This window comes from Stenotrophomonas sp. KH_036_B (assembly GCF_057839485.1).
In genome coordinates this window covers 1,977,990-2,000,461 of record NZ_CM174491.1, presented here as the reverse complement: position 1 = coordinate 2,000,461, position 22,472 = coordinate 1,977,990, and the positions used below count along the sequence as shown (strand labels likewise).

The 22,472-nt window shown below is 66.6% G+C and carries 19 protein-coding genes; 8 read left to right on the top strand and 11 right to left on the bottom strand.

Annotated elements, in window-relative coordinates; all coding sequences use genetic code 11:
- The first annotated feature begins 22 nt into the window (after positions 1-22).
- On the top strand, positions 23-403 hold the full coding sequence (locus AC3ITN_RS09150; RefSeq protein ID WP_489392734.1) for a hypothetical protein: 381 nt from the start codon (positions 23-25) through the stop codon (positions 401-403).
- Here AC3ITN_RS09150 and AC3ITN_RS09145 read toward each other — a convergent pair.
- From AC3ITN_RS09145 to AC3ITN_RS09120, 6 genes are all read right to left on the bottom strand, one after another.
- Entirely contained in the window at positions 343-1,275 is a 933-nt protein-coding gene (locus AC3ITN_RS09145; RefSeq protein WP_489392733.1) for an amidohydrolase family protein, read from the bottom strand. The two genes, AC3ITN_RS09150 and AC3ITN_RS09145, sit on opposite strands and share 61 nt — an antisense overlap.
- An 11-nt stretch (positions 1,276-1,286) precedes the next feature.
- Positions 1,287-2,309, bottom strand: coding sequence for an amidohydrolase family protein (locus tag AC3ITN_RS09140; protein ID WP_313342883.1), 1,023 nt, complete (start codon positions 2,307-2,309; stop codon positions 1,287-1,289).
- Between the two features lie 22 nt (positions 2,310-2,331).
- Positions 2,332-3,612, bottom strand: coding sequence for a carbohydrate porin (locus AC3ITN_RS09135; protein WP_489392732.1), 1,281 nt, complete (start codon positions 3,610-3,612; stop codon positions 2,332-2,334).
- A gap of 77 nt (positions 3,613-3,689) precedes the next feature.
- On the bottom strand, positions 3,690-5,003 hold the full coding sequence (dctA, locus tag AC3ITN_RS09130; protein WP_489392731.1) for a C4-dicarboxylate transporter DctA: 1,314 nt from the start codon (positions 5,001-5,003) through the stop codon (positions 3,690-3,692).
- 58 nt (positions 5,004-5,061) lie between these two features.
- Positions 5,062-6,117, bottom strand: a complete 1,056-nt coding sequence (locus AC3ITN_RS09125; protein ID WP_489392730.1) for a 4-oxalomesaconate tautomerase — start codon at positions 6,115-6,117, stop codon at positions 5,062-5,064.
- Complete coding sequence (locus AC3ITN_RS09120; protein WP_489392729.1) at positions 6,110-6,781, bottom strand: 4-carboxy-4-hydroxy-2-oxoadipate aldolase/oxaloacetate decarboxylase; 672 nt, start codon at positions 6,779-6,781, stop codon at positions 6,110-6,112. The genes AC3ITN_RS09125 and AC3ITN_RS09120 overlap by 8 nt, the downstream gene beginning before the upstream one ends.
- A 101-nt stretch (positions 6,782-6,882) precedes the next feature.
- Here AC3ITN_RS09120 and AC3ITN_RS09115 point away from each other — a divergent pair, with 101 nt between their 5' ends.
- On the top strand, positions 6,883-8,136 hold the full coding sequence (locus AC3ITN_RS09115; RefSeq protein ID WP_489392728.1) for a LysR family transcriptional regulator: 1,254 nt from the start codon (positions 6,883-6,885) through the stop codon (positions 8,134-8,136).
- Between the two features lie 62 nt (positions 8,137-8,198).
- On the opposite strand, the gene acnB is transcribed toward AC3ITN_RS09115, so the two are convergent.
- From acnB to AC3ITN_RS09100, 3 genes are read right to left on the bottom strand one after another with little or no spacing between them, the layout of a single operon-like run.
- Complete coding sequence (gene acnB / locus AC3ITN_RS09110; protein ID WP_313342858.1) at positions 8,199-10,784, bottom strand: bifunctional aconitate hydratase 2/2-methylisocitrate dehydratase; 2,586 nt, start codon at positions 10,782-10,784, stop codon at positions 8,199-8,201.
- Between the two features lie 60 nt (positions 10,785-10,844).
- Complete coding sequence (locus AC3ITN_RS09105) at positions 10,845-11,243, bottom strand: type II toxin-antitoxin system VapC family toxin (protein WP_313342856.1); 399 nt, start codon at positions 11,241-11,243, stop codon at positions 10,845-10,847.
- A 7-nt stretch (positions 11,244-11,250) separates the two neighbouring features.
- The gene (locus AC3ITN_RS09100; protein ID WP_313342853.1) at positions 11,251-11,475 is read right to left on the bottom strand and encodes an AbrB/MazE/SpoVT family DNA-binding domain-containing protein; all 225 of its coding nucleotides are present in this window, start codon (positions 11,473-11,475) and stop codon (positions 11,251-11,253) included.
- A gap of 231 nt (positions 11,476-11,706) precedes the next feature.
- Here AC3ITN_RS09100 and bamE point away from each other — a divergent pair, with 231 nt between their 5' ends.
- From bamE to rpfF, 6 genes are all read left to right on the top strand, one after another.
- Complete coding sequence (gene bamE / locus AC3ITN_RS09095) at positions 11,707-12,084, top strand: outer membrane protein assembly factor BamE domain-containing protein (protein WP_313342851.1); 378 nt, start codon at positions 11,707-11,709, stop codon at positions 12,082-12,084.
- A gap of 246 nt (positions 12,085-12,330) precedes the next feature.
- Positions 12,331-15,087, top strand: coding sequence for an aconitate hydratase AcnA (gene acnA, locus AC3ITN_RS09090; RefSeq protein WP_489392727.1), 2,757 nt, complete (start codon positions 12,331-12,333; stop codon positions 15,085-15,087).
- Between the two features lie 131 nt (positions 15,088-15,218).
- Positions 15,219-15,590, top strand: a complete 372-nt coding sequence (locus AC3ITN_RS09085) for a type II toxin-antitoxin system Phd/YefM family antitoxin (RefSeq protein ID WP_313342845.1) — start codon at positions 15,219-15,221, stop codon at positions 15,588-15,590.
- Complete coding sequence (locus AC3ITN_RS09080) at positions 15,590-16,249, top strand: ATPase (RefSeq protein WP_489392726.1); 660 nt, start codon at positions 15,590-15,592, stop codon at positions 16,247-16,249. Before AC3ITN_RS09085 ends, AC3ITN_RS09080 begins: the two co-directional genes overlap by 1 nt.
- A gap of 117 nt (positions 16,250-16,366) precedes the next feature.
- Positions 16,367-18,043: a long-chain fatty acid--CoA ligase gene (locus AC3ITN_RS09075; protein WP_313342840.1), complete on the top strand. Its 1,677-nt coding sequence runs from the start codon at positions 16,367-16,369 to the stop codon at positions 18,041-18,043.
- A 163-nt stretch (positions 18,044-18,206) separates the two neighbouring features.
- Positions 18,207-19,073: a diffusible signal factor synthase RpfF gene (gene rpfF, locus AC3ITN_RS09070; RefSeq protein ID WP_489392725.1), complete on the top strand. Its 867-nt coding sequence runs from the start codon at positions 18,207-18,209 to the stop codon at positions 19,071-19,073.
- 14 nt (positions 19,074-19,087) lie between these two features.
- Here the strand turns inward: rpfF and AC3ITN_RS09065 are convergent, their stop codons facing one another.
- Both AC3ITN_RS09065 and rpfG read right to left on the bottom strand, forming a co-directional pair.
- Entirely contained in the window at positions 19,088-21,241 is a 2,154-nt protein-coding gene (locus AC3ITN_RS09065) for a response regulator (RefSeq protein WP_489392724.1), read from the bottom strand.
- 1 nt (position 21,242) lies between these two features.
- Positions 21,243-22,382, bottom strand: a complete 1,140-nt coding sequence (rpfG, locus tag AC3ITN_RS09060) for a cyclic di-GMP phosphodiesterase response regulator RpfG (RefSeq protein ID WP_489392723.1) — start codon at positions 22,380-22,382, stop codon at positions 21,243-21,245.
- Positions 22,383-22,472 lie beyond the last annotated feature (90 nt).

The window sequence follows — 22,472 nt, the reverse complement described above, 5'->3', positions numbered from 1 at the left end:
TCAACACAACGGAGTAGACGCCATGGAAAGGCCTTGCCGCTGGATCGGAACCCGCCTGCTGTGGGTGCTGCTGTGCTGCCTGTCGCCCGCCGTCATCGCCAGCGGCAGCCTGTTCCAGTTCGAGGCCTCACAGGGAACGTTCCACTTCACGCTGGAAATGACCGGCCGCCAGGATCCTGGCGCGATCCAGGTCATGTCCAGCGACTTCAAGAGCTACATGCCGCACCGCACGTACTACATCGAGTTCAATCGCGCGCAGAAGCGCGCCCACATCCGCCCGCGCGAACGGGACGGCCTGCCGTGGTTCGAGATGGATGTCGTAGGCAACACCGGCGTGCTGCACTACAAGGGCAGGCGCATCGTAGGCAAGGCCGAGTGGACGCCCGAAGACTGGGACGACTGATCCCAGTACAAGCGCATCGGGTTGTCCACCAGCAGCATCTGCTGGAGCTCGGGCGTCAGCGCAATCCGGGGAATGACGTCCACCAGCGTGCCGTCATCGGGCATGTGCGATGTCAGGTTCGGGTGCGGCCAATCCGTGCCCCACAGCACCCGGTCCGGGAACTGCTCCACCAGGTGCCGCGCAAAGGGCACCACATCGTCATACGCCGGCGGACCCGACTGCGACAACCGCTCCGGGCAGCTGACCTTCGTCCACACGTTCGGGTGCTCGCGCATCAACCGTACGAACCGTTGGAACTCTGGCCCGTCCACCGGCTGGGTCACATCCGGCCGGCCCATGTGGTCCACCACCACGGTGGTCGGCAACGAGGTGAAGAAGTTCCAGCGCTCGGCCAGGTCCGCCGCCTCGAAGTAGACCACCACATGCCAGCCCAGTGGCGCGATCCGCTCGATGATCGCGTGGTAGTAGGCATCCGGCTTCGGGTCCACCAGCCGCTTCACGAAATTGAAGCGCACGCCGCGCACCCCGGCGTCGTGCAGTTCACGCAGCTCCGCATCCGTGACGCTGTCGCGTACCGTCGCCACCCCGCGTGCACGCCCGTCGGCACTGCGCAGCGCGTCGACCAGCGCGCTGTTGTCGGCGCCGTGGCAGGTCGCCTGCACAATCACATTGCGCGAGAAGCCCAGGAGGTCGCGCAGCGCGAACAGCTGGTCCTTGCCGGCATCGCACGGCGTGTACTTGCGCTCCGGCGCATAGGGGAAGCGGTCGCCAGGGCCAAACACATGGCAATGCGCGTCCACCGCACCCGGGGGCGGCACGAACTGCGGCCGGCTCGGGTCCGGGCAGAAGTCCAGCCAGTCGGCGTCTTTCACAAACTCCGCCATTACAGCCCCCTCGCCTTCAGTTGGGCGTCCAGTCGCGGGTACACCCGGCGCGCATTACCCGAAAGCACCTTGGTGCGGTCCGCGGCCGAGAGCCCCAGTGCCTCCACGTAGCGCAGCGTGTCGTCGAAATACTGCCCGGTCTCCGGATCGATCCCTCGCACCGCGCCCACCATCTCCGAGCCAAACAGAATGTTGTCGATGTCGATCACCTTGAACAGCAGGTCGATACCCGGCTGATGGTAAACGCAGGTGTCGAAGAACACATTCTTCATCACGTGCTCGTTCAGCGGCGGCTTGCCCAGCATGTCCGCCAGCCCCCGGAAACGGCCCCAGTGGTAGGGCACCGCGCCACCGCCGTGCGGAATGATGAAGCGCAGGTCCGGGAAGTCACGGAACAGATCGCCCTGCAGGAACTGCATGAACGCGGTGGTGTCGGCGTTGAGGTAGTGCGCGCCGGTGGCGTGGAAGTTGGCGTTGCAGCTGCCCGAGACGTGCACCATGGCCGGCACGTCCAGCTCCACCATCTTCTCGAAGAACGGATACCAGGCGCGGTCGGTCAGCGGCAGGCCGGTCCAATGACCCCCGGACGGGTCTGGATTGAGATTGCAGCCGACGAAGCCCAGCTCGTTGACGCAGCGCTCCAGTTCGGCGATCGAATTCGCGATGGGCACGCCGGGCGACTGCGGCAGCTGGCAGACACCGATGAACGTCTCCGGGTACAGCGCCACCACCCGCGCGATCAGGTCGTTGCAGCGGCGCGTCCATTCCGCGCTGACGGCCTCGTCGCCGATGTGGTGGGCCATGGTGCTGGCGCGCGGCGAGAAGATCGTCATGTCCGCACCGCGCTCGCGCAGCAGGCGCAGCTGGTTGCCTTCCACGCTGTCGCGCAGTTCGTCGTCGCTGATCGTGGGGTACACCGGCGCCGGCAGCGACGGGTCATTGAAGTGGGCCACCTGCGCCTTGCGGAACGCATCGTGGCTGGCGGGAGCGGTCGTGTAGTGACCGTGGCAATCGATGATCATGAGCGGCCTCGTGGGGGAGGAGTTACCAGCCGAACAGCTGGGCGAAGTGGACGTCCACGCGCAGCCCGACGATCAATGCGTCGGGAATGTCGGTGGTGCGGGTCGGTGCGTAGATGGGGTCCGGGTTGATCACATACTGCAGGTTCGGCATCAGGCGGATGCCCTTGTGCACCGCCCAGCCGTAGCTGAGCTCGGCGATGATCTCGTCGGCATTCGGGGCACCGCTGCCGCCATTGCGCGCGCGGCGGTCGCGCAGGAAGGCGATCTGTTCGTCGCTGAAGTGCGTGTTGGAAACGAACATCGCCAAGGTGTCCTGGTCGCGGCCGGCGAAGGTGCCTGTCTTGACGAAACCGGCCGCCAGGAACTGGTCCACCGGCGCCTCGTTGCCGGTGTTGACGTAAGCCCGGGCGAACAGCGCCAGGTTGCGCTTGCCGTCACCGCGCCACACGGTCTGGTCGGCCATCGCATACCAGCCCGTCCGTGCGCCGTCCTGAACCGCCGTGGGGCGTCCGGTCAGCGCCGCGGAGTTGCCAGCGGCATCGAAGTAGGAGCTCTTGCCGCCATCGCTGTTGCGGTACATGCCCAGCCGATACGTGCGCGGCAGCCGGTCGTTGGCGAAGCTGGTCTGGTAGCCGGCCTCGTACGCGGTGATGGTGCCGGTGCCCTCGCCCACCGAGAAATCCAGGCCGTTCTTGCCGGCCTTGTTCAGCTCGTTGTTGTAGTCGAAGGCCCCACCCTGCACGTACCAGCGATCGTCCACGTCGTAGCGCAGGATGCCGGCCCACGACGAATTCGGGAACGCGGTGATGCCGAGGTCGGTGATCGCCCCGTACGGGGTGAGGCACATCGCATTGCTCATGAACACGCAGTTGAGCGCCGAATTGTTGAAGTAACTGTTCACCGGCGCGCGGCCGGCGGTGATGCTCAGGCCGTTGTCGAAGCGGTGGCGGATGGTCAGCCGGGTCAGGCGACCACCGGCCACCGGGCGCCAGGTCTGCTGGGCGCTGATCGAGTTGCCGATTTTCTCGCGCGCCAGGTTGCGCCCGGCGAACCAGGCCCACTGCGCGTCCACGTCGGTGTTGTGCACGCCGAACAGCTCGTCCAGATCAAACTTCGACTGGGCCATGATCCAGTACGAGCCTTCGGTGCCCTGCTCCACCCCGCCCACGGGGTTGGAGGCGACGTTGCCGACGAAATCCAGGGTGAGGTCGACGCCCTTGGGGACGGTGCCCTCGGCGGCGGCCGGTGCGGCCAGTGCGGCGCTCAACAACAGCGCCAGCGGGGTGTGGCGGAGGATGGACATGAACTCTCCCTCCCTGCTGCCATGGGCAGCGGGTTCAATGCATTCGGGGTGGGCGCCGCGAACCCGCGGCGCGTCGGTCAGGCTTCGCGCACGCCGAGATGGCGCAGGCGGGCGCGGCGGGTGCCGATCTGCGCGGCCATCACCTTCTCGTCCAGCTTGCCTTCCCACTTGGCGATCACCAGCACCGCAATCGCGTTGCCCACCAGGTTCACGAAGGTCAGGCCTTCGGCCAGGATGCGGTGGATGCCCAGGATCAGCGCGATGCTGGCCACCGGGATGGTGCCGGTGGTGCCCAGCGTCGCCGCCAGCACCACGAACGCCGCACCGGCCACGCCGGCAGCGCCCTTCGAGGTCAGCAGCAGCACCGCGATCAGGCCCAGCTGGTGCCACACCGTCAGCTCGGTGTTGGTCGCCTGGGCCAGGAACAGCGCCACCGTGGTCAGGTACAGGCAGGTGCCATCGAGGTTGAACGAGTACCCGGCGGGAATCACGAACCCGACCACGCCTTCCTCGCACCCCAGCTTCTTCATCTTCTCGATCAGGCGCGGCAGCACGGTTTCCGTGGACGTGGTGGCTGCCACGATCACGATTTCATCGCGCAGGTAGGCCAGCAGCCGCCACAGGCTGGCACCGGTCCACCAGCACACCGCGCCGAGAACGAACACCGTGAACGCCGCACACACCACGAAGAACTCGATGATCAACTCGCCCAGCGACAGCAGCGAACCGGCGCCGAACTGGCCCACGGTGAACGCGATGGCACCGAACGCACCGATCGGCGCGAAGTACATGACGTAGCCGATGATCTTGAACAGGGCCGCCGACGTACCTTCGATGACCTTCATCACCGGCGCGCCGCGCTCGCCAATGGAGGCAAGCGCCACACCGAACAGCACCGCCACGAACAGCACCTGCAGCACGTGCGCTTCGGTGAACGCGCTGACCAGCGTGTTGGGGATGATCGCCATGATGTAGGAGACGATCGACTGGTCATGCGCGGTATGCACATAGCCCTGGATGCTGGCCATGTCGATGGTCGCCGGGTCGATGTTCATGCCCGCGCCCGGCTTCCACAGGTCTACCGCGACCAGGCCGACGATCAACGCGAGAATCGTGATCACCTCGAAATAGATCAACGACTTCAGTGCGAGCCGGCCCACACTGCGCATGTCGCGCATGCCGGCGATACCGTGCACCACGGTGACGAAGATGATCGGCCCGATCATCATCCGGATCAGCTTGATGAAGGCATCACCGAACGGCTTCATCGCCGAACCCCAGTCCGGCTGCAGCCAGCCCAGCACGACGCCGATGAGGGTGCCGGCCAGCACCTGGAACCACAACTGGCCAAAGACGCCGAAGCGGCCCTGCCGCTTCTCTACAACGGTCATATCAACCCTCCCAGGTCGCAAGAATAAAGACGTGGCGCGCATTCAGTCGAACCGGGGTTCAACCGAACAACACCCCGTCGAACAGTTTCCGGGCCGTGCGCAGGATCGCGGCGGCAACCACGTGGCCTTCTGCATCCCGCTCCAGCACGCAGCCGGTGCTGCCACTGGGGTGTTCGATGTCCAGCTGGAGGCGGCTGCCGTCCGGCACCACCGCCAGTGCGCTGGCCGGTGAATCGGGCAACAGGCAGGCCGTCGCCACGGTCACCGCACCGAGGACCCCGATGGAGGCGTGGCAGCGGTGCGGAATGAAGGAACGCACGCAGATCGCACCGCCATCGCGTGGCGCGGCCACCAGCATCATTTTCGGTACCGACTGCGCCGCGACGTCGCCGAGGTTCATCAGCGGGCCGGCCTGCAGCCGGATCGCCTCCAACCGCGCCTTCACTGCGTCGTCGGCATCCAGCGTGGCGCGGTCCTCGTACCCGCTCACACCCACGTCGCTGGCGCGCAGCACCACGCACGGCATGCCGTTGTCGATCAGGGTGACGTCCACGCCGTCGATCACATCACGGGCCCTGCCCGTCGGCAGCAGCGCGCCGCAGCTCGAACCCGCGATGTCGGCAAAGGTCAGCGGGATCGGCGCAGCCGTTCCCGGCACCCCGTCAATCCGGGCGGTGCCGTCATAGCGCACCTGGCCACCGGGCGTATGTACGTTGGCGGTCGCCACCTTGCCGGTGTTCACCATGAAGATGCGCACATCGGTGCTTTCGCCGGTGGGCGGGACCAGCCCACGCTCGATGGCGAACGGGCCTACGCCGGCCAGCAGGTTGCCGCAGTTCTGCGCATCGCTCACCACGGCCTGGTCCACGAACACCTGCAGGAACAGGTATTCCACATCTGCATCGGGCCGCGTGGACGGAGACACCACGGCGACCTTGGAGGTCAGCGGATCGGCGCCGCCCATGCCGTCGATCTGGCGCGGGTCGGGCGAGCCGTAGGCGCGCAGCAGGAACGCATCGCGGGCGTCCGCGTTGGCAGGCAGGTCCGTGGCCAGGAAGTAGCCGCCCTTGGACGTGCCACCGCGCATCCACATCGCCGGCACGCCCTCATTCATAGCGCAGGCCCTTGGCCGCCAGGCGCTCGCGCATGGCGTAGATGTCCAGGCCCAGCTCGCCCTTGGCCAGACGATCGCGTTTCTCCGCCTCGCGCGCCTCGCGCGCCTGCGACTCGGCCGCCACGCGTGCGGCATCGGCACGCGGCACGATGCACACGCCGTCATCGTCGGCGATCACCACGTCGCCGGGGTGCACCAGAGCCCCGCCGCACACCACCGGCACGTTCACCGCGCCCAGTGTTTCCTTGACGGTACCCTGCGCGTGGATCGCCCGGCTCCACACCGGAAAGCCCATCGCGGTCAGGTCGCGCACGTCGCGCACGCCGGCATCGATCACCAGCCCACGGCAGCCGCGCACCTGGGCCGAGGTGGCCAGCAGGTCGCCGAAATATCCGTCGGTGCACTCGCTGGTTGGCGCCACCACCAGCACATCGCCATCGCGCAGCTGCTCGATGGCCACATGCATCATCCAGTTGTCGCCGGGGGGCACCGACACGGTGATGGCGCTCCCGGCAATGCGCGCGCCGCTGTAGAGGGGGCGCAGCCGGGGGTGCAGCAGGCCGCTGCGCCCCTGGGCTTCGTGCGCGGTGGCAACACCGGCCTGGGCCAGAATCTGGATCGCGCCGGCAGCGGCGCGTTCGACATGGGTGACGACGCGGGACATCCATCCATCCTTCAATGACGATGATGAAGTGTTGTCCCCCTTCGACCACCCCCTCAAGATCGATTTCCGCAACTGCCATTGGGTTTGGTTATAGTTGGTGCATGAAGCGGGTCGACGAACTGAACCTGAAACACCTGCACGCGCTGGTCGCGGTGCACCGGCATGGCGGCATCAGCGCCGCTGCGCCGCAGGTGAATCTGTCACAGCCCGCGCTGACCCAGGCGATCGCGCGGCTGGAAACACAGCTCGATGCGATCCTGTTCGACCGCCAGCCCGGCGGCATGGCGCCGACCGAGGCGGCTGAACTGCTGGTGCCCCGGATCGAGCGCGCCATCAGCTACATCGCCGACGGCGTAAGGCTTGCCCGTCGCACGCAGCGCCTGCCCGCGCTGCCCGCCGTCGAGCGACGGGTCACGCTCGGCCAGCTGCGGGCGCTGGTGGCGGTGGACGCCGCTGGCAGCTTCACCCTGGCCGCCAGCCGTGCCGGCATCTCGCAGCCGGCGATCTATCGTGCCGTGCACGAGCTGGGCACCGCCATCGAAATTCCACTCACCGAACGTCACGGCAAGACCGTACAGACCACGCCGGCCGCCACGCGCATGCTGCGGCTGGTACGGCTGGCGCTGTCCGAACTGGCCGCAGGGCTGGATGAAGTGGCCCTGCTGCGCTCGGAACACGGCGGAAGGGTCACCCTCGGCGTCATGCCGCTGGCCCGCGCCATCCTCCTTCCGCAGGTGCTCGCACGGTTCGCCCGTGCGCATCCGGGCGCGTCCGTGAACGTGATTGAAGGTCCGTATGCGGAACTGCTGGGTGACCTGCGTGCAGGCAGCCTGGACCTGCTGATCGGCGCCATGCGCGACACCCTGCCGGTGCGCGACGTGGCCCAGGAGGGCCTGTTCGACGACGACCCGGTGATCGTCGCGCGCAGCGGCCATCCGCTCGCCCATGCGGGCACCCCCACGTTCGACCGGCTGCTCGACTACCCGTGGGTCATCGCCGCGACCGGCGCCCCGGTGCGCGCACGCTGGGAGCGCATGTTCCGCCAGCACGGCCATGAACCGCCACGCCTGCGCATCGAATGCGGTTCGGTGCTGATCACCCGCGGCCTGCTGCTGGAAGACGACTGGCTCACCCTGATGTCACGCGACCAGTTCGTGATCGAACGCCGCGCCGGCCTGCTCTGCGAGATCGGCAGCGCCGGCGACGAGCTGCGCCGCCGCATCGGCCTGACCACCCGCACCGACTGGCACCCGACCCGCCTGCAGCAGGCGTTCGTGGACACCTTTCGTACCGTGTGCGCCGAACGCAGCAACGACGTGGACGGCGCCTGGCCGTTCCGTTACCCCGCGCGTTGAAGGAAAAGAAAAACCCCCGGCTTTCACCGGGGGTTTTCGTTCAACACATCAACCGATCAGGTTCAGGCAGCAACCGTCTTGGCCACGTCCTGATAGTCCTCGATCTGATCGAAGTTCATGTAGCGGTAGATGTCCTTGCTGCTGGCATCGAGCACGCCGATGTCAGCCATGTACTCTTCCTTGGTCGGGATGCGACCCAGGCGCGAGCAGATCGCGGCCAGCTCGGCCGAACCCAGGTACACGTTCGAGTTGCGGCCCAGACGATTCGGGAAGTTGCGGGTCGAGGTGGAGAACACCGTCGCGCCCTCACGCACCTGCGCCTGGTTGCCCATGCACAGCGAGCAGCCCGGCATTTCCATGCGGGCGCCGGCGGTGCCGAAGGTGCCGTAATGGCCTTCCTTGGTCAGCTCCGAGGCGTCCATCTTGGTCGGCGGGGCCACCCACAGCTTGGTCGGAATGTCGCGCTTGCCTTCCAGCAGCTTGGCCGCCGCACGGAAGTGACCGATGTTGGTCATGCACGAACCGATGAACACTTCGTCGATGGCCGCACCGGCCACGTCCGACAGCGTCTTGACGTCGTCCGGATCGTTCGGGCACGCCACGATCGGCTCGTGGATGTCGGCCAGGTCGATCTCGATGACGGCGGCGTACTCGGCGTCGGCATCCGGCTGCAGCAGCTCCGGGTTGGCCAGCCACGCTTCCATCTTCTCGATGCGGCGGGCCAGCGAACGCGCGTCCTGGTAACCCTCGGCGATCATCCACTTCAGCAGCGTGATGTTGCTGGTGAGGTACTCGATGATCGGCTCCTTGTTCAGGTGCACCGAGCAACCGGCAGCCGAACGTTCGGCCGAGGCATCGGACAGTTCGAACGCCTGCTCGACCTTCAGCTCCGGCAGACCTTCGATTTCCAGGATGCGACCGGAGAAGATGTTCTTCTTGCCGGCCTTGGCCACGGTCAGCAGGCCCGACTTGATCGCGTACAGCGGGATCGCGTTGACCAGGTCACGCAGGGTCACGCCCGGCTGCATGGTGCCCTTGAAGCGCACCAGCACCGATTCGGGCATGTCCAGCGGCATCACGCCGGTGGCGGCGGCGAAGGCCACCAGGCCCGAGCCGGCCGGAAACGAAATGCCCACCGGGAAGCGGGTGTGCGAATCGCCGCCGGTGCCGACGGTGTCGGGCAGCAGCATGCGGTTGAGCCAGCTGTGGATCACGCCATCGCCCGGACGCAGCGACACGCCGCCACGGGTGGAGATGAACTCCGGCAGCGTGTGGTGGGTCTTGACGTCGACCGGCTTCGGGTAGGCCGCGGTGTGGCAGAACGACTGCATCACCAGGTCGGCCGAGAAGCCCAGGCACGCCAGGTCCTTCAGTTCGTCGCGGGTCATCGGACCGGTGGTGTCCTGCGAGCCCACCGAGGTCATCTTCGGTTCGCAGTAGGTGCCCGGGCGCATGCCCTGGCCTTCCGGCAGGCCACAGGCGCGGCCGACCATCTTCTGCGCCAGCGAGAAGCCCTTGCCGGTGTCCGGCGGGTCCATCGGCAGGCGGAACAGATCGGTCGGGGCCAGGCCCAGCGCTTCGCGCGCCTTGGCGGTCAGGCCACGGCCGATGATCAGCGGAATGCGGCCACCGGCACGCACTTCGTCGAACAGCACGTCGGACTTCACCTGGAACTCGGCGATGACCTGCCCGTCCTTCAGTGCCTTGCCGTCATACGGACGCAGCTCGACCACGTCGCCCATGTTCATCTGCGACACGTCCAGCTCGATCGGCAGCGCGCCGGCGTCTTCCATGGTGTTGTAGAAGATCGGGGCGATCTTGGAGCCCAGGCACACGCCGCCGAAGCGCTTGTTCGGAATGAACGGAATGTCTTCGCCGGTGAACCACAGCACCGAGTTGGTGGCGGACTTGCGGCTCGAACCGGTGCCCACCACGTCGCCCACGTAGGCGACCAGATGGCCCTTGTCCTTCAGCGATTCGATGAACTTCACCGGGCCGCGCTTGCCGTCTTCTTCCGGCTCGATGCCATCGCGCTTGTTCTTCAGCATCGCCAGGGCGTGCAGCGGGATGTCCGGGCGGGTGGTGGCGTCCGGCGCCGGCGACAGGTCGTCGGTGTTGGTTTCGCCGGTCACCTTGAGCACGGTGATGGTCAGGCTCTGCGGCACTTCCGGGCGGCTGGTGAACCATTCGGCATCGGCCCAGCTCTGCAGCACGCCCTGGGCGTGGGCATTGCCGGCCTTCGCCTTTTCCTGGACGTCGTGGAAGGCGTCGAAGACCAGCAGGGTCTTCTTCAGCGCTTCGGCGGCGATCGCGCCGACCGCGGCGTCGTCGAGCAGCTGCACCAGCGGGGCGACGTTGTAACCGCCGAGCATGGTGCCCAGCAGTTCGGTGGCGCGCTCGCGGCTGATGAGCACATTGGTTTCGCTGCCGAAGGCGATGGCGGCCAGGTACGAGGCCTTGACCTTGGCGGCGTCATCCACGCCGGCCGGAACGCGGTGGGTCAGCAGTTCCAGCAGGAACTCTGCCTCGCCGGCCGGCGGGTTCTTGAGCAGTTCGATGACGTCGGCCGTCTGCTGGGCGCTCAGCGGCAGCGGCGGGATGCCAAGCGCGGCGCGCTCGGCTACGTGGTGGCGGTAGGCTTCCAACATGACAACTCCCGGGTGATTCTTTGAAGAATACGGTTGAATACTGCGGTGGAAAAACGGGGCTCAGGCGTGCGGCACGATCAGCTTCAGGCCCTTGAAGTAGTCGCGGTAAAAGGTGTCGTTCCAGGTGATCAGGCCGTCGCACTGCAGCAGCGCATGGGCGCCGACCATGAAGTCGTCGATGCCACGCCGGCCGCTGCCACGCTGCCGGTGGCGGCGGTGCATCTCACCGGCACGCAGCGCGGACTTGGCTTCGAGCGGGCTGAAATGGATGCCCATTTCCTCCAGCGCTTCCTGTGCTTCGGTACCGCCGCGCAGCGCGGCGCAGATCTCGGCCAGCACCACCCCGCAGATCACCACGCGTCCCCCGACCAGGCTCTGGCGAAGGCAGGCTTCCACCGCATCGGCCTGCGGGCCGTTGCTGAGCAGTTCGATGAGGACCGGGGAATCGACGGCGATCATGCGGCGCTCATTCCTCGTCGCGCACGGTGCGCACGGCCGCGTCGGCCGACTCGAAACCGTCCAGCGCGAACTTGCCGCGTGCACGGGAAATGGCGTCGTCCACGCTCTTGCGCAGGATGATGCGGCTGCCGTCCAGCTCCACCTTGAGCTGGGTGCCCTTGGTGAGGCCCAACGCATCGCGCACTGCCTTGGGCAGGGTGATCTGGCCGCGCTCGGCGACGGTGGCTTCCATGGGGTAGGCCCGGTTTGGTATGTACGAATTATACATACCTGACCATCCATACCGCCACGGTACTGACCGGCTGCGGGCTGAACCCCCGGCGGCGTGAAGGCGCCTCGCCCAAGAAAGGGGCGAAATGTAGGCATATCCGCCGATTTGTGACGTAAACGGCTGAATGGGCGGATTGATTCACTAGAATGAAAGGGCTGTACACCTCCATCGCCTAGAGAAGGACATCCCCCGATGCGCAACACCGCACTTGCCCTGGCCCTGTTGTTGGCCGCCCCGCTGACCCTGTCCACCCCGTCGGCCCACGCCAATCCGTTCGGCGGCTACAAGACCGGTACCGAGATCACCCAGAAGCAGATGGATGCCGCTGAAGTCGGCAAGACCACGCAGGACCAGATCCGCGAGGCCTACGGCGCCCCCAGCCGGCGCGAGCAGCTCGGCGATACGCAGATCTGGTACTACGACTACGTCAACATCAAGCACTTCGGCAAGAATGTGCAGGAAGCTACGGTGTTCGAGTTCAACAAGAAGGGCCTGCTGTCGGCCAAGTCGAAGTCCAATGCCGTGGGCAAGACCGGCAACCCGCTGATCGACGCCGCCAACGGCAAGTAACGGCGCAGCACGCTTTCCCCGACGGGGCGCCCTTTGGCGCCCCGTCCGCGTTTGTGGGGCCTGCGTGATGACACAGGCGCTACATGTGGCTGTGTAACCTTGCGTTCTGTCACTGGCCGTCCATGGCCCGGCGCGGGATCGCTCATACTGGCTGCGATCCGGTGCCCCTGGGCTACCGGCAAAACACGCAAGCAGGCCTGCTCCGGGCGGGCCATCGCAAGCCATCCGCAAGAGGAGTCACCCCGCATGAGCGATTCGTTCTCCACCCGCAGCCAACTCGACGTTGGCGGCCGGACCTACGACTACTTCAGCCTGCCCAAGCTCGGACAGCAGTTCGACATCTCCCACCTGCCCTATTCCATGAAGATCCTGCTGGAGAACCTGCTCCGGCACGAAGATGGCGGCGCAACCGTGGGCAGGGACCACATCGAGGCCGTGGCCCGCTGGAACCCGCGCGCCGAACCGGACATCGAAATCGCCTTCATGCCGGCCCGCGTGGTGCTGCAGGACTTCACCGGCGTGCCCTGCGTGGTCGACCTGGCCGCGATGCGCGATGCGGTGGTGAAGCTGGGCGGCCGCCCCGAACAGATCAACCCGCAGATCCCCTCCGAGCTGGTGATCGACCACTCGGTGCAGGTGGATGTATTCGGTACGCCGGACGCCCTGGACCTCAACGGCAAGATCGAATTCCAGCGCAACCAGGAACGCTACGGGTTCCTGCGCTGGGGCCAGAAGGCGTTCGACAACTTCAAGGTGGTGCCGCCCAACACCGGCATCGTCCACCAGGTGAACCTTGAGAACCTGGCGCGCGTGGTGATGACCGCCGACGTCGACGGCAAGGCCGTGGCCTACCCCGACACCGTGTTCGGCACCGACAGCCACACCACCATGATCAACGGTATCGGTGTGCTGGGCTGGGGCGTGGGCGGCATCGAGGCCGAAGCCGCGATGCTGGGCCAGCCTTCGTCCATGCTCATTCCGCAGGTGGTGGGCTTCAAGCTCACCGGCCGCCTGCCTGAGGGTGCCACCGCCACCGACCTGGTGCTGACCGTCACCCAGATGCTGCGCAAGCACGGCGTGGTGGGCAAGTTCGTCGAGTTCTTCGGCGAGGGCCTGCAGCACCTGCCGCTGGCCGACCGCGCCACCATCGGCAACATGGCGCCCGAGTACGGCGCCACCTGCGGCATCTTCCCGATCGACCAGGAATCGCTGAACTACCTGCGCCTGTCCGGGCGCAGCGAGGAGCAGATCGCGCTGGTGGAGGCCTATGCCAAGTCGCAGGGCCTGTGGCACGACGCGCAGACCGCGCATGCCAGCTACAGCGCCACGCTGGAACTGGACATGGGTGAGGTCAAGCCGTCGCTGGCCGGCCCCAAGCGTCCGCAGGACCGCGTACTGCTGCAGGACGTGAAGCAGAACTACCGCGACAACCTGGGCGGGTTGACCACCAACCGCGACAAGCGCAATGCCGACGTGTCCACCTTCGTCAATGAAGGCGGCGGCGCCGCCGTGGGCAACGAGCAGCTGGCCAGGGGCTACGCCGATGTCGAGATGGACGGCGCGCGCTTCCGGCTCAAGGACGGTGCGGTGGTGATCGCCGCGATCACCTCCTGCACCAACACCTCCAACCCGGCGGTGATGATCGGTGCCGGCCTGCTGGCGCGCAATGCGGCCGCCAAGGGCCTGGACCGCAAGCCGTGGGTGAAGACCTCGCTCGGCCCGGGCTCGCGGGTGGTCACCGATTACCTTGAGAAGGCCGGCGTGCTCACCGAACTGGAAAAGGTCGGCTTCTACGTGGTCGGCTACGGCTGCACCACCTGCATCGGCAATTCCGGCCCGCTGCCCACCGAAGTCAGTGCCGGCATCGCCAGCGGCGACCTGGTGGTGACCTCGGTGCTCTCGGGCAACCGCAACTTCGAGGGCCGCGTGCACCCCGAAGTGAAGATGAACTACCTGGCCAGCCCGCCGCTGGTGGTGGCCTATGCGATCGCCGGCACCACCGACATCGACCTGACCACCGAACCGCTCGGCACCGGCAGCGATGGCCAACCGGTGTACCTGCGCGACATCTGGCCGAGCAACAAGGAAATTGGCGACGTCATCGCCGCCACCATCGGCCCGGAGATGTTCAAGCAGAACTACGCCGACGTGTTCAAGGGCGACACCCGCTGGAACACCATCCAGTCGCCCGACGGCGACCTGTACGACTGGGATGGCAGCTCCACCTACATCAAGAACCCGCCCTACTTCGACGGCATGACCATGCAGGTCGGCCAGATCGACGACGTGCACGGCGCCCGGGTCATGGGCCTGTTCGGTGATTCGATCACCACCGACCACATTTCCCCGGCCGGCAACATCAAGAAGGATTCGCCCGCCGGGCGCTTCCTGCAGGAACGCGGTGTGCAGCCGGCCGACTTCAACAGCTACGGCAGCCGCCGCGGCAATGATGATGTGATGGTGCGCGGCACGTTCGCCAACATCCGCATCAAGAACCTGATGTTCGGCGGCGAAGAAGGCGGCAACACGCTGTACTTCCCGAAGGCCGGCGGCGAACCGGAGAAGCTGGCGATCTACGACGCGGCCATGAAGTACAAGGCCGAGGGCGTGCCGCTGGTGGTGTTTGCCGGCAAGGAGTACGGCACCGGCTCGTCGCGCGACTGGGCGGCCAAGGGCACCAACCTGCTGGGCGTCAAGGCGGTGATCGCCGAGAGCTTCGAGCGCATCCACCGCTCCAACCTGGTCGGCATGGGCGTGCTGCCCCTGCAGTTCAAGGCCGGCGAGAACGCCCAGAGCCTGGGCCTGGATGGTTCGGAAGTCATCGACGTCGGCGGCCTGGACAATGGCGTCAGCAAGACCGCCACCCTCGTCGCGACCAAGGCAGACGGCACCCGCACGACGTTCCAGGCCCACGTCATGCTGCTGACCCCGAAGGAAGTGGAGTACTTCAAGCATGGCGGGCTGCTGCAGTACGTGTTGCGGCAGTTGGCGGCAAAGCGCTGAAACACGGTAGCGCCGGCCAAGGCCGGCGCTACCGCAACCCTGAACCGTCTATTTTTCATATTTTTGCCAAATCCACCCTTTCATCCCATCCGGGGTATGCTGGGTCCATCGCCGTTGCCTGGACCCACGCCATGCTGCACGCCCTCAAGTTCGACCCGATCACCGAGTTGACCCGCACCACCGCCTCCGCGGTGAAGGAGCACTGGCGCAAGGTCATGCAGGAGGTGCGCGAGCGCCAGATGGTGCTGGTCACCAACCACAACGAACCGCAGGCGGTGATCATCTCCGCCGAGCAGTACCAGGCCCTGCAGGCCCAGGTGGTGGACCTGCAGCGCAACCTGGCGTCACTGCGCGAGCAGACCCCTGCCCTGCAGCAGCTGCGCGACAGCTTCGATGCCCGCCTGTCCAGCCTTGATGACGCCGGCGCCGCCCGCAAGGCGCACGCCCTGCTGCGCAAGCCGGCGCGGCTGAAGGGCAAGGTCCAGGCCGGCACCGGCTACTGATGCCGCGTCCGTTCCTGTTCGTGCTGGCCGGGGTCAACGGTGCCGGCAAGAGCTCCATCGGTGGCCACCTGCTGCGTGAGGCCGGGCTGGACTGGTTCAATCCCGACGCATGGGCCCGCCAGCTGCGCACCGAGCTGCACATGACGCAGGCCGAAGCCAACGCGCAGGCCTGGGCCGAAGGCTTCCAGCGCCTGCAGGCCGCGATCCGCGAACGCCGCAACCACGCGCTCGAAACCACCCTGGGCGGCCGCTCCATCGCCGCCACCCTGGCCGACGCCAGTGCCAGCCATGACGTGCTGGTCTGGTATTGCGGCCTGGCCTCGCCCGAACAGCACCTGGCCCGCGTCCAGGCGCGCGTGCGGGCCGGCGGCCACCCCATCAGCGAGGCCGACATCCGCCGACGCTTCCCGATGGCCCTGCACAACCTGGCCGTGCTGATGCCGCGACTGGCCCAGCTGCAGGTCTACGACAACAGCGTGGATGCCGCGCCCGGCGACGCGGTTCCAGATCCGCAGCTGCTGCTGCAGATGGAGGCCGGCCGCCTGACGTGGCCCGCGCCGGATGATGCCGCGCAGCTGCGGCGCACCCCGTCCTGGGCGGTGCCGCTGATGGAAGCGGCGCTGCAGTGCGACGAAGCCGCTGCCGGGGAGGACCCATGACCCCTTTTTTCACGAATCCTTCGCGTTTTCCATTCGGACCGGTATGCTGCCGGTGACTGAAACGACGGATACTCTCCGTCACCGCACGACACCATCAACGTTTCCTGGAGGGGGAATATGAGTCTGGAACGTCCCTGGCTGCAGAGCTATCCCAACGGCGTACCCGCCGACATCGACGTCAACGAATTCCATTCGGTGTCGGCCGTATTCGACGCTTCGGTGGCCAAGTTCCGCGACCGCCCCGCGTACTCCAGCTTCGGCAAGGTGCTGACCTACGGTGAGACCGATGCCCTGGTCGAGCAGTTCGCCGCCTACCTGCTGGGCGAGCTGAAGCTCAAGAAGGGTGACCGCGTCGCCCTGATGATGCCCAACTGCCTGCAGTACCCGGTGGCCACCTTCGGCGTGCTGCGCGCTGGGCTGACCGTGGTCAACGTCAACCCGCTGTACACCGCCCGCGAGCTCCGGCACCAGCTGGTGGACTCCGGCGCCGCCGTGCTGGTGGTGGTGGACAACTTCGGCGACACCGTGCAGCAGGTCATCGCCGACACGCAGATCAAGCAGGTCATCACCACCGGCCTGGGCGACATGCTCGGGCTGAAGGGCGTGGTGGTCAACTTCGTGCTGAAGTACATCAAGAAGATGGTGCCCAACTACAGCCTGCGCGGCGCGATCCGCTTCAACCAGGCGCTGAAGCTGGGCAGCGGGCACACCCTGCCGAAGGTCGAACTGGACCACGACGACGTGGCCTTCCTGCAGTACACCGGCGGCACCACCGGCGTGGCCAAGGGCGCCATGCTGACCAACCGCAACCTGGTGGCCAACATGCAGCAGGCCTCGGCGTGGATCTCCGCGTCGGGCGTCGAGATGGGCAAGGAGTGGATCATCACCGCCCTGCCGCTGTACCACATCTTCGCACTCACGGCGAACGGGCTGGTCTTCATGAAGTTCGGTGGCTGCAACCACCTGATCACCAACCCGCGCGACATGAAGGGCTTCGTCAAGGAACTGAAGGCGACCCGCTTCACTGCCATCACCGGCGTCAACACGCTGTTCAACGGCCTGCTCAACACCCCCGGCTTCGACGAGATCGATTTCTCCTCGCTGAAGGTCACCCTGGGTGGCGGCATGGCCGTGCAGCGCGCCGTGGCCGAGCGCTGGAAGAAGACCACCGGCGTCACCCTGGTCGAAGCCTACGGCCTGACCGAGACCTCGCCGGCGGCCTGCATCAACCCGCTGAACCTGGCCGAGTACAACGGCGCGATCGGCCTGCCGATCCCGTCCACCGACGCCTGCGTGAAGGACGACAACGGCGTGACCCTGCCGGCCGGCGACGTGGGCGAACTGTGCATCCGCGGCCCGCAGGTGATGAAGGGCTACTGGCAGCGCCCGGAAGAAACCGCCAAGGCGATCGACGCCGAGGGCTGGCTGCACACCGGCGACATGGCGCGCATGGATGAGCAGGGCTTCTTCTTCATCGTGGACCGCAAGAAGGACATGATCCTGGTGTCCGGCTTCAACGTGTACCCCAATGAGGTCGAAGACGTCATCGCGATGATGCCCGGCGTGCTGGAAGTGGCGGCAGTGGGCGTGCCCGACGAGAAGTCCGGTGAAGTGGTCAAGGTGGTCATCGTCAAGAAGGACCCCAACCTGACCGCCGAGATGGTCAAAGAACACGCCCGCGCCAACCTGACCGGCTACAAGCACCCCAGAATCGTCGAATTCCGCAAGGAACTGCCGAAGACCAACGTCGGCAAGATCCTGCGCCGCGAACTGCGGGACGCGCCCGCCGCGTAAGGGTTTCACCCAGCAGACAGGGCCGTGCCAGCGCCCGCAGGGAGTCTCCTTGCTGGCGCTTCACTTTGCGCGCATAGAATCACTGGCCACCGCGCGTTTCCTCCCGCCCCCTTGATTCTCCGTCCGCAATGCGGTCGGCCGGACGGTCCTACGGAGAACTCCCATGTCTGCCATCCATCCCTTCGTTCGTCCCCACCTCCACCCGACCCTGCGCATCACGGAAGAGACCCAGCGCGACGTCTACTGGATCCACATGCACGCCAACCTGGTGGAACAGCCCGGCCGGCCGTGCTTCTCCTCCGGCCTGGTCGACGACATCGTCAACTACCAGCGCAACCTCGCCGAGCGCCTGGTCATCGCCCATGCGCAGTCACCCCATGTCGTGCTTGCCTCGGGCAGCGACGTCTTCAACCTGGGCGGCGACCTTGACCTGTTCTGCCGGTTGATCCGCGAAGGCGACCGCCCGCGCCTGCTCGACTACGCGCAGCGCTGCGTGCGGGGCGTGCACGCCTTCCATGCCGGCCTGGGCGTGCAGGCCCACAGCATCGCCCTGGTCCAGGGCAACGCGCTGGGCGGCGGTTTCGAGGCGGCACTGAGCTGCCACACCATCGTGGCCGAGGAAGGCGCGATGATGGGCCTGCCCGAAGTGCTGTTCGACCTGTTCCCCGGCATGGGTGCCTATTCCTTCATGTGCCAGCGCATCAGCCCGCGTCTGGCGGAGAAGATCATGCTGGAGGGCAATGTCTACAGTGCCCGTGAGCTGCTGGCGATGGGCCTGGTGGACCGGGTGGTGCCGGCGGGCGAAGGCGTGGCCGCGGTGGAACAGGTGATCCGCGAAAGCAAGCGGATTCCGCATGCCTGGAAGGCGATGCGCCAGGTGCGTGAAGTGGCCGGCATGGTGCCGCTGCACGAGATGATGCGCATCACCGAAATCTGGGTGGATACGGCCATGCAGCTGGGCGAGAAGTCGCTGCGCACCATGGACCGGCTGGTGCGGGCGCAGGGCCGTCGCACCAGCGAACCGTCCTGACCCGGCTCATGTCGTCAGGAAGGGGAGCACTCGTCGCCGTCCGAGCGCCGCAGGGATGCGGCACGGGCATCGAGTGCCTTCCTGCCCTGGCGCAACGCACCGGTGACGCCGGCCACGCGTGAGCGCCACTCCGCGCTGAGCTGCCAGTCGGGCATCGACATCAGCTCGCCGCCGCCCTGGGCTACCCGGACCAGGCCCAGGTTGCTGGACACGCCGCGCAGTGCATGTGCGTGTTCACGAAGTTCGTTCCATGCCTGATCGTTGCCGGCACGCTGGATCTGCATCAGGCAGTTGTCGGCATCGCTCATGCACTGCGCCACGAATTCCGCTTCAAACCCGTCGCCCATGCCCAGTGCCGCCAGCTCGTCGAGCAGGCTCGGGTCGAGCGCGCCGCCGGCCAGCCTCGGCGTCGCGGTCTCCACCACCTGGGTGGTTTCCAGCCGTGCCTGGGCATTGCCGGCGACATCCGCCAGCGTATCCAGCAGCCGGGTCGCCACCACCGGCTTGGCCAGGAACGCGCGTGCGCCGGCCTGCTCGCAGCGCAGGATGGAATCGGGGGTCACATCGGCGCTGAGGATCAGCACCGGCGTGTACGGCAAGCCGCTGACCTGCATGACCCGCAGCTGCTTGAGCATGTCCAGGCCACTCATGCCCGGCATGTGCAGGTCCGCGATGACCGCATCGAAACTGCTTTCCGACAGCAGGTCCAGCACCTGCTCGCCGCCGTTGACGCAGACCACCTTGTGCCCCGCCTTCTCCAGCAGCCGCTGCATGACCATGCGGTTGGCCTCGTGGTCGTCGGCCACCAGCAGGCGCATGCTGCGGACCCGCGCGCGATGGCGCAGGAATGGGTTGGAGAAGGCGATGATGTTGCCGCCCTCCACCGGGTCCGGCACCGGCGCGGTGGACACCGTGGCGGCGCTGAAGCCGATCTCGAACCAGAACAGGCTGCCGTGCGGCAGGTTCGGCTGGTAGCCGATCCGCCCGCCCATCGACTCGACCAGGCCCTTGGCGATGCTGGTCCCCAGGCCGGTGCCTTCGTGGCGCCGGGCCAGGCCCACGTCGGCCTGCTCGAAGGGGTCGAACAGGCGTTCCTGCAGGGAGACCGGCACACCAATGCCGCTATCCAGTATTTCGAAACGCAGCTGCACCCGCTCCGCGGTGGCCTGGGCGGCGCGCACCACGCGCAGCTGCACGAACCCGGCATCGGTGAATTTCACCGCGTTGCCCATCAGGTTGAGCAGCACCTGCTGCAGGTGCCCGGCGTCGCCGCTGAGTCGCGGCGGCACGCTGTCGCCAACCAGCACGCGGTAGTCCAGGCGCTTGCTGCGCGCCTGCGGGGTGAGGATCAGATCGACCGCCTGCAGCACGTCCGCCAAGGCGAACTCGTGCTGTTCCACGCGGACCTTGCCCGCCTCGATCGCCGAGATGTCCAGCACCTCCTCGACCAGTGCCAGCAGGCTGCGCGCCGACGCCTGGATGGTGTTCACGCACTCGCGCTGTTCCTCGTCCAGGCGCGTGGTCGCCAGCACTTCGGTCATGCCCGACAGGCCGTTCAAGGGCGTGCGGAATTCATGGCTCATGTTGGCCAGGAAGCGGCTCTTGGCCTCATTCGCTTGGCGCGCTTCTGCCACCGCGCGGGTCAGCGCGTGAAGCAGCGAGTCGAAGTACAGCGGAATCGCGCCCAGGCCCAGCAGCAGGCCCCACGCCAGGTAGCTGTGCGCCTGCCAGTACGGGGAGAACAGCACCGCGCAGAGGAAACCGGTGCAGCCCATGGCCGTGGCCACGCGCAGGTAGGTGCTGCCATAGCGCATGCCGTTGCCGATGGTGACCCACATCAGCACGGCATACAGGGGCGCGGCCGATTCGCCCTGGATCAGCATGATCACGCCCATGCACGAGTAGTCGGTCAGCATGCCGATCACCCGGCGCACGTGCGACACCCCCGGCTGGACCAGGATCGCGGCCAGCAGGCCCGCGGACACCGTCAGCTCGAAGCCCAGGATCAACCAGGTGGCCAACGGCGTGCCGCCACGTCCATCCAGGTAACGCCAGCCCAGGAACGCGATGAACAGCGTAGTGATGGCGATGCGGATCAGGTTCTGCGCGTGCTCGCTGTCCGGGCGATTGGACAGGCGTTCCTTCAGGCGGGAAAACGGCCCATGCATGTCACATCCCCGGTCGGGATGAGGCGGTGGAGTGCTGCGCACAGATCGCGTCCAGCTGCTCGCGACCGCGCAGCAGCGCGTCCACGCAGCGCGGATCGAACAGGCGTCCGCGCTGGGCGTACAGATAGGCCAGCGTGGCTTCCATCGTCCAGGCTTCCTTGTACGGGCGCGGCGAGATCAGGGCGTCGAACACATCGGCCACCGCCACGATCCGCGCTTCCAGTGGAATCGCTTCGCCCACCAGGCCGTCGGGATAGCCGCTGCCGTCGTAGCGCTCGTGATGGCGCAGCGCGATCAGCGCGCCCACCTGGATGAAGCGGTTCTGGCTGCCACTGAGCAGCTCATAGCCGATGCGCGGGTGGCGGCGCATGATCGCCATCTCTTCCTCATTGAGCTTGCCCTGCTTGAGCAGCACGGCATCGGGAATGGCGATCTTGCCCATGTCATGCAGCGGCGCGGCCATCTCGATCAGCTTGACCTCGTCTTCCGGCAGGCCGAGCTGCTCGGCGATCAGACCGGTGACGTGCGACATGCGCTCCAGGTACGCGCTGGTGCCCGCATCGCGGAACTCGATGGCGCGGGCCAGCCGCGAAAGCGTCTCGCGCTCGCGCTCCTCGACCTCATGCATGCTGGCCAGCAGGCGCTGCTCCAGCGACAGGGCGCGCTGTTTGACGTTCTCGGTCTGCTGGCGCAGCTGCAGCAGGTTGTAGCAGCGCGCACGCAGTTCGCGCGGGCGGATCGGCTTGACCAGGAAGTCGATCACGCCCGCTTCGAGCGCGGCCTGGCGGATCGGCTCGTCACCCACCACGGTGATCAGGATCACCGGAATATCGCGATGCTTGGGCAGCCGACGGAAGCGGCGGGCGAACTCCAGCCCATCCATCTCCGGCATGCGGTAGTCGAGCAGCAGCAGGTCGACCCCATGCGACTCGCACCACGCCAGCGCCGTGAGCGGGTCGCCGAAATCATGCACGCTCAGTTCTGGCGCGATGTCTTCGATGACATGCCGCAGCATGGTGCGCGCGGACGTTTGATCGTCAACGATGACTATGTTCAAGGCTGCTTCCGTCGTCTTCCTGGACCACACTGGAACATGCTGCGGAAAGGATACTCCGCCGCTTTGCATACCGGCACCTTGCATCGGACCACCTCCGTCATGATCTCCCCAGTTCATGATCGTGGTCATAGTGTGATGCGCATGTCATTCACACCTGGTCCCGTCATGGTCCGT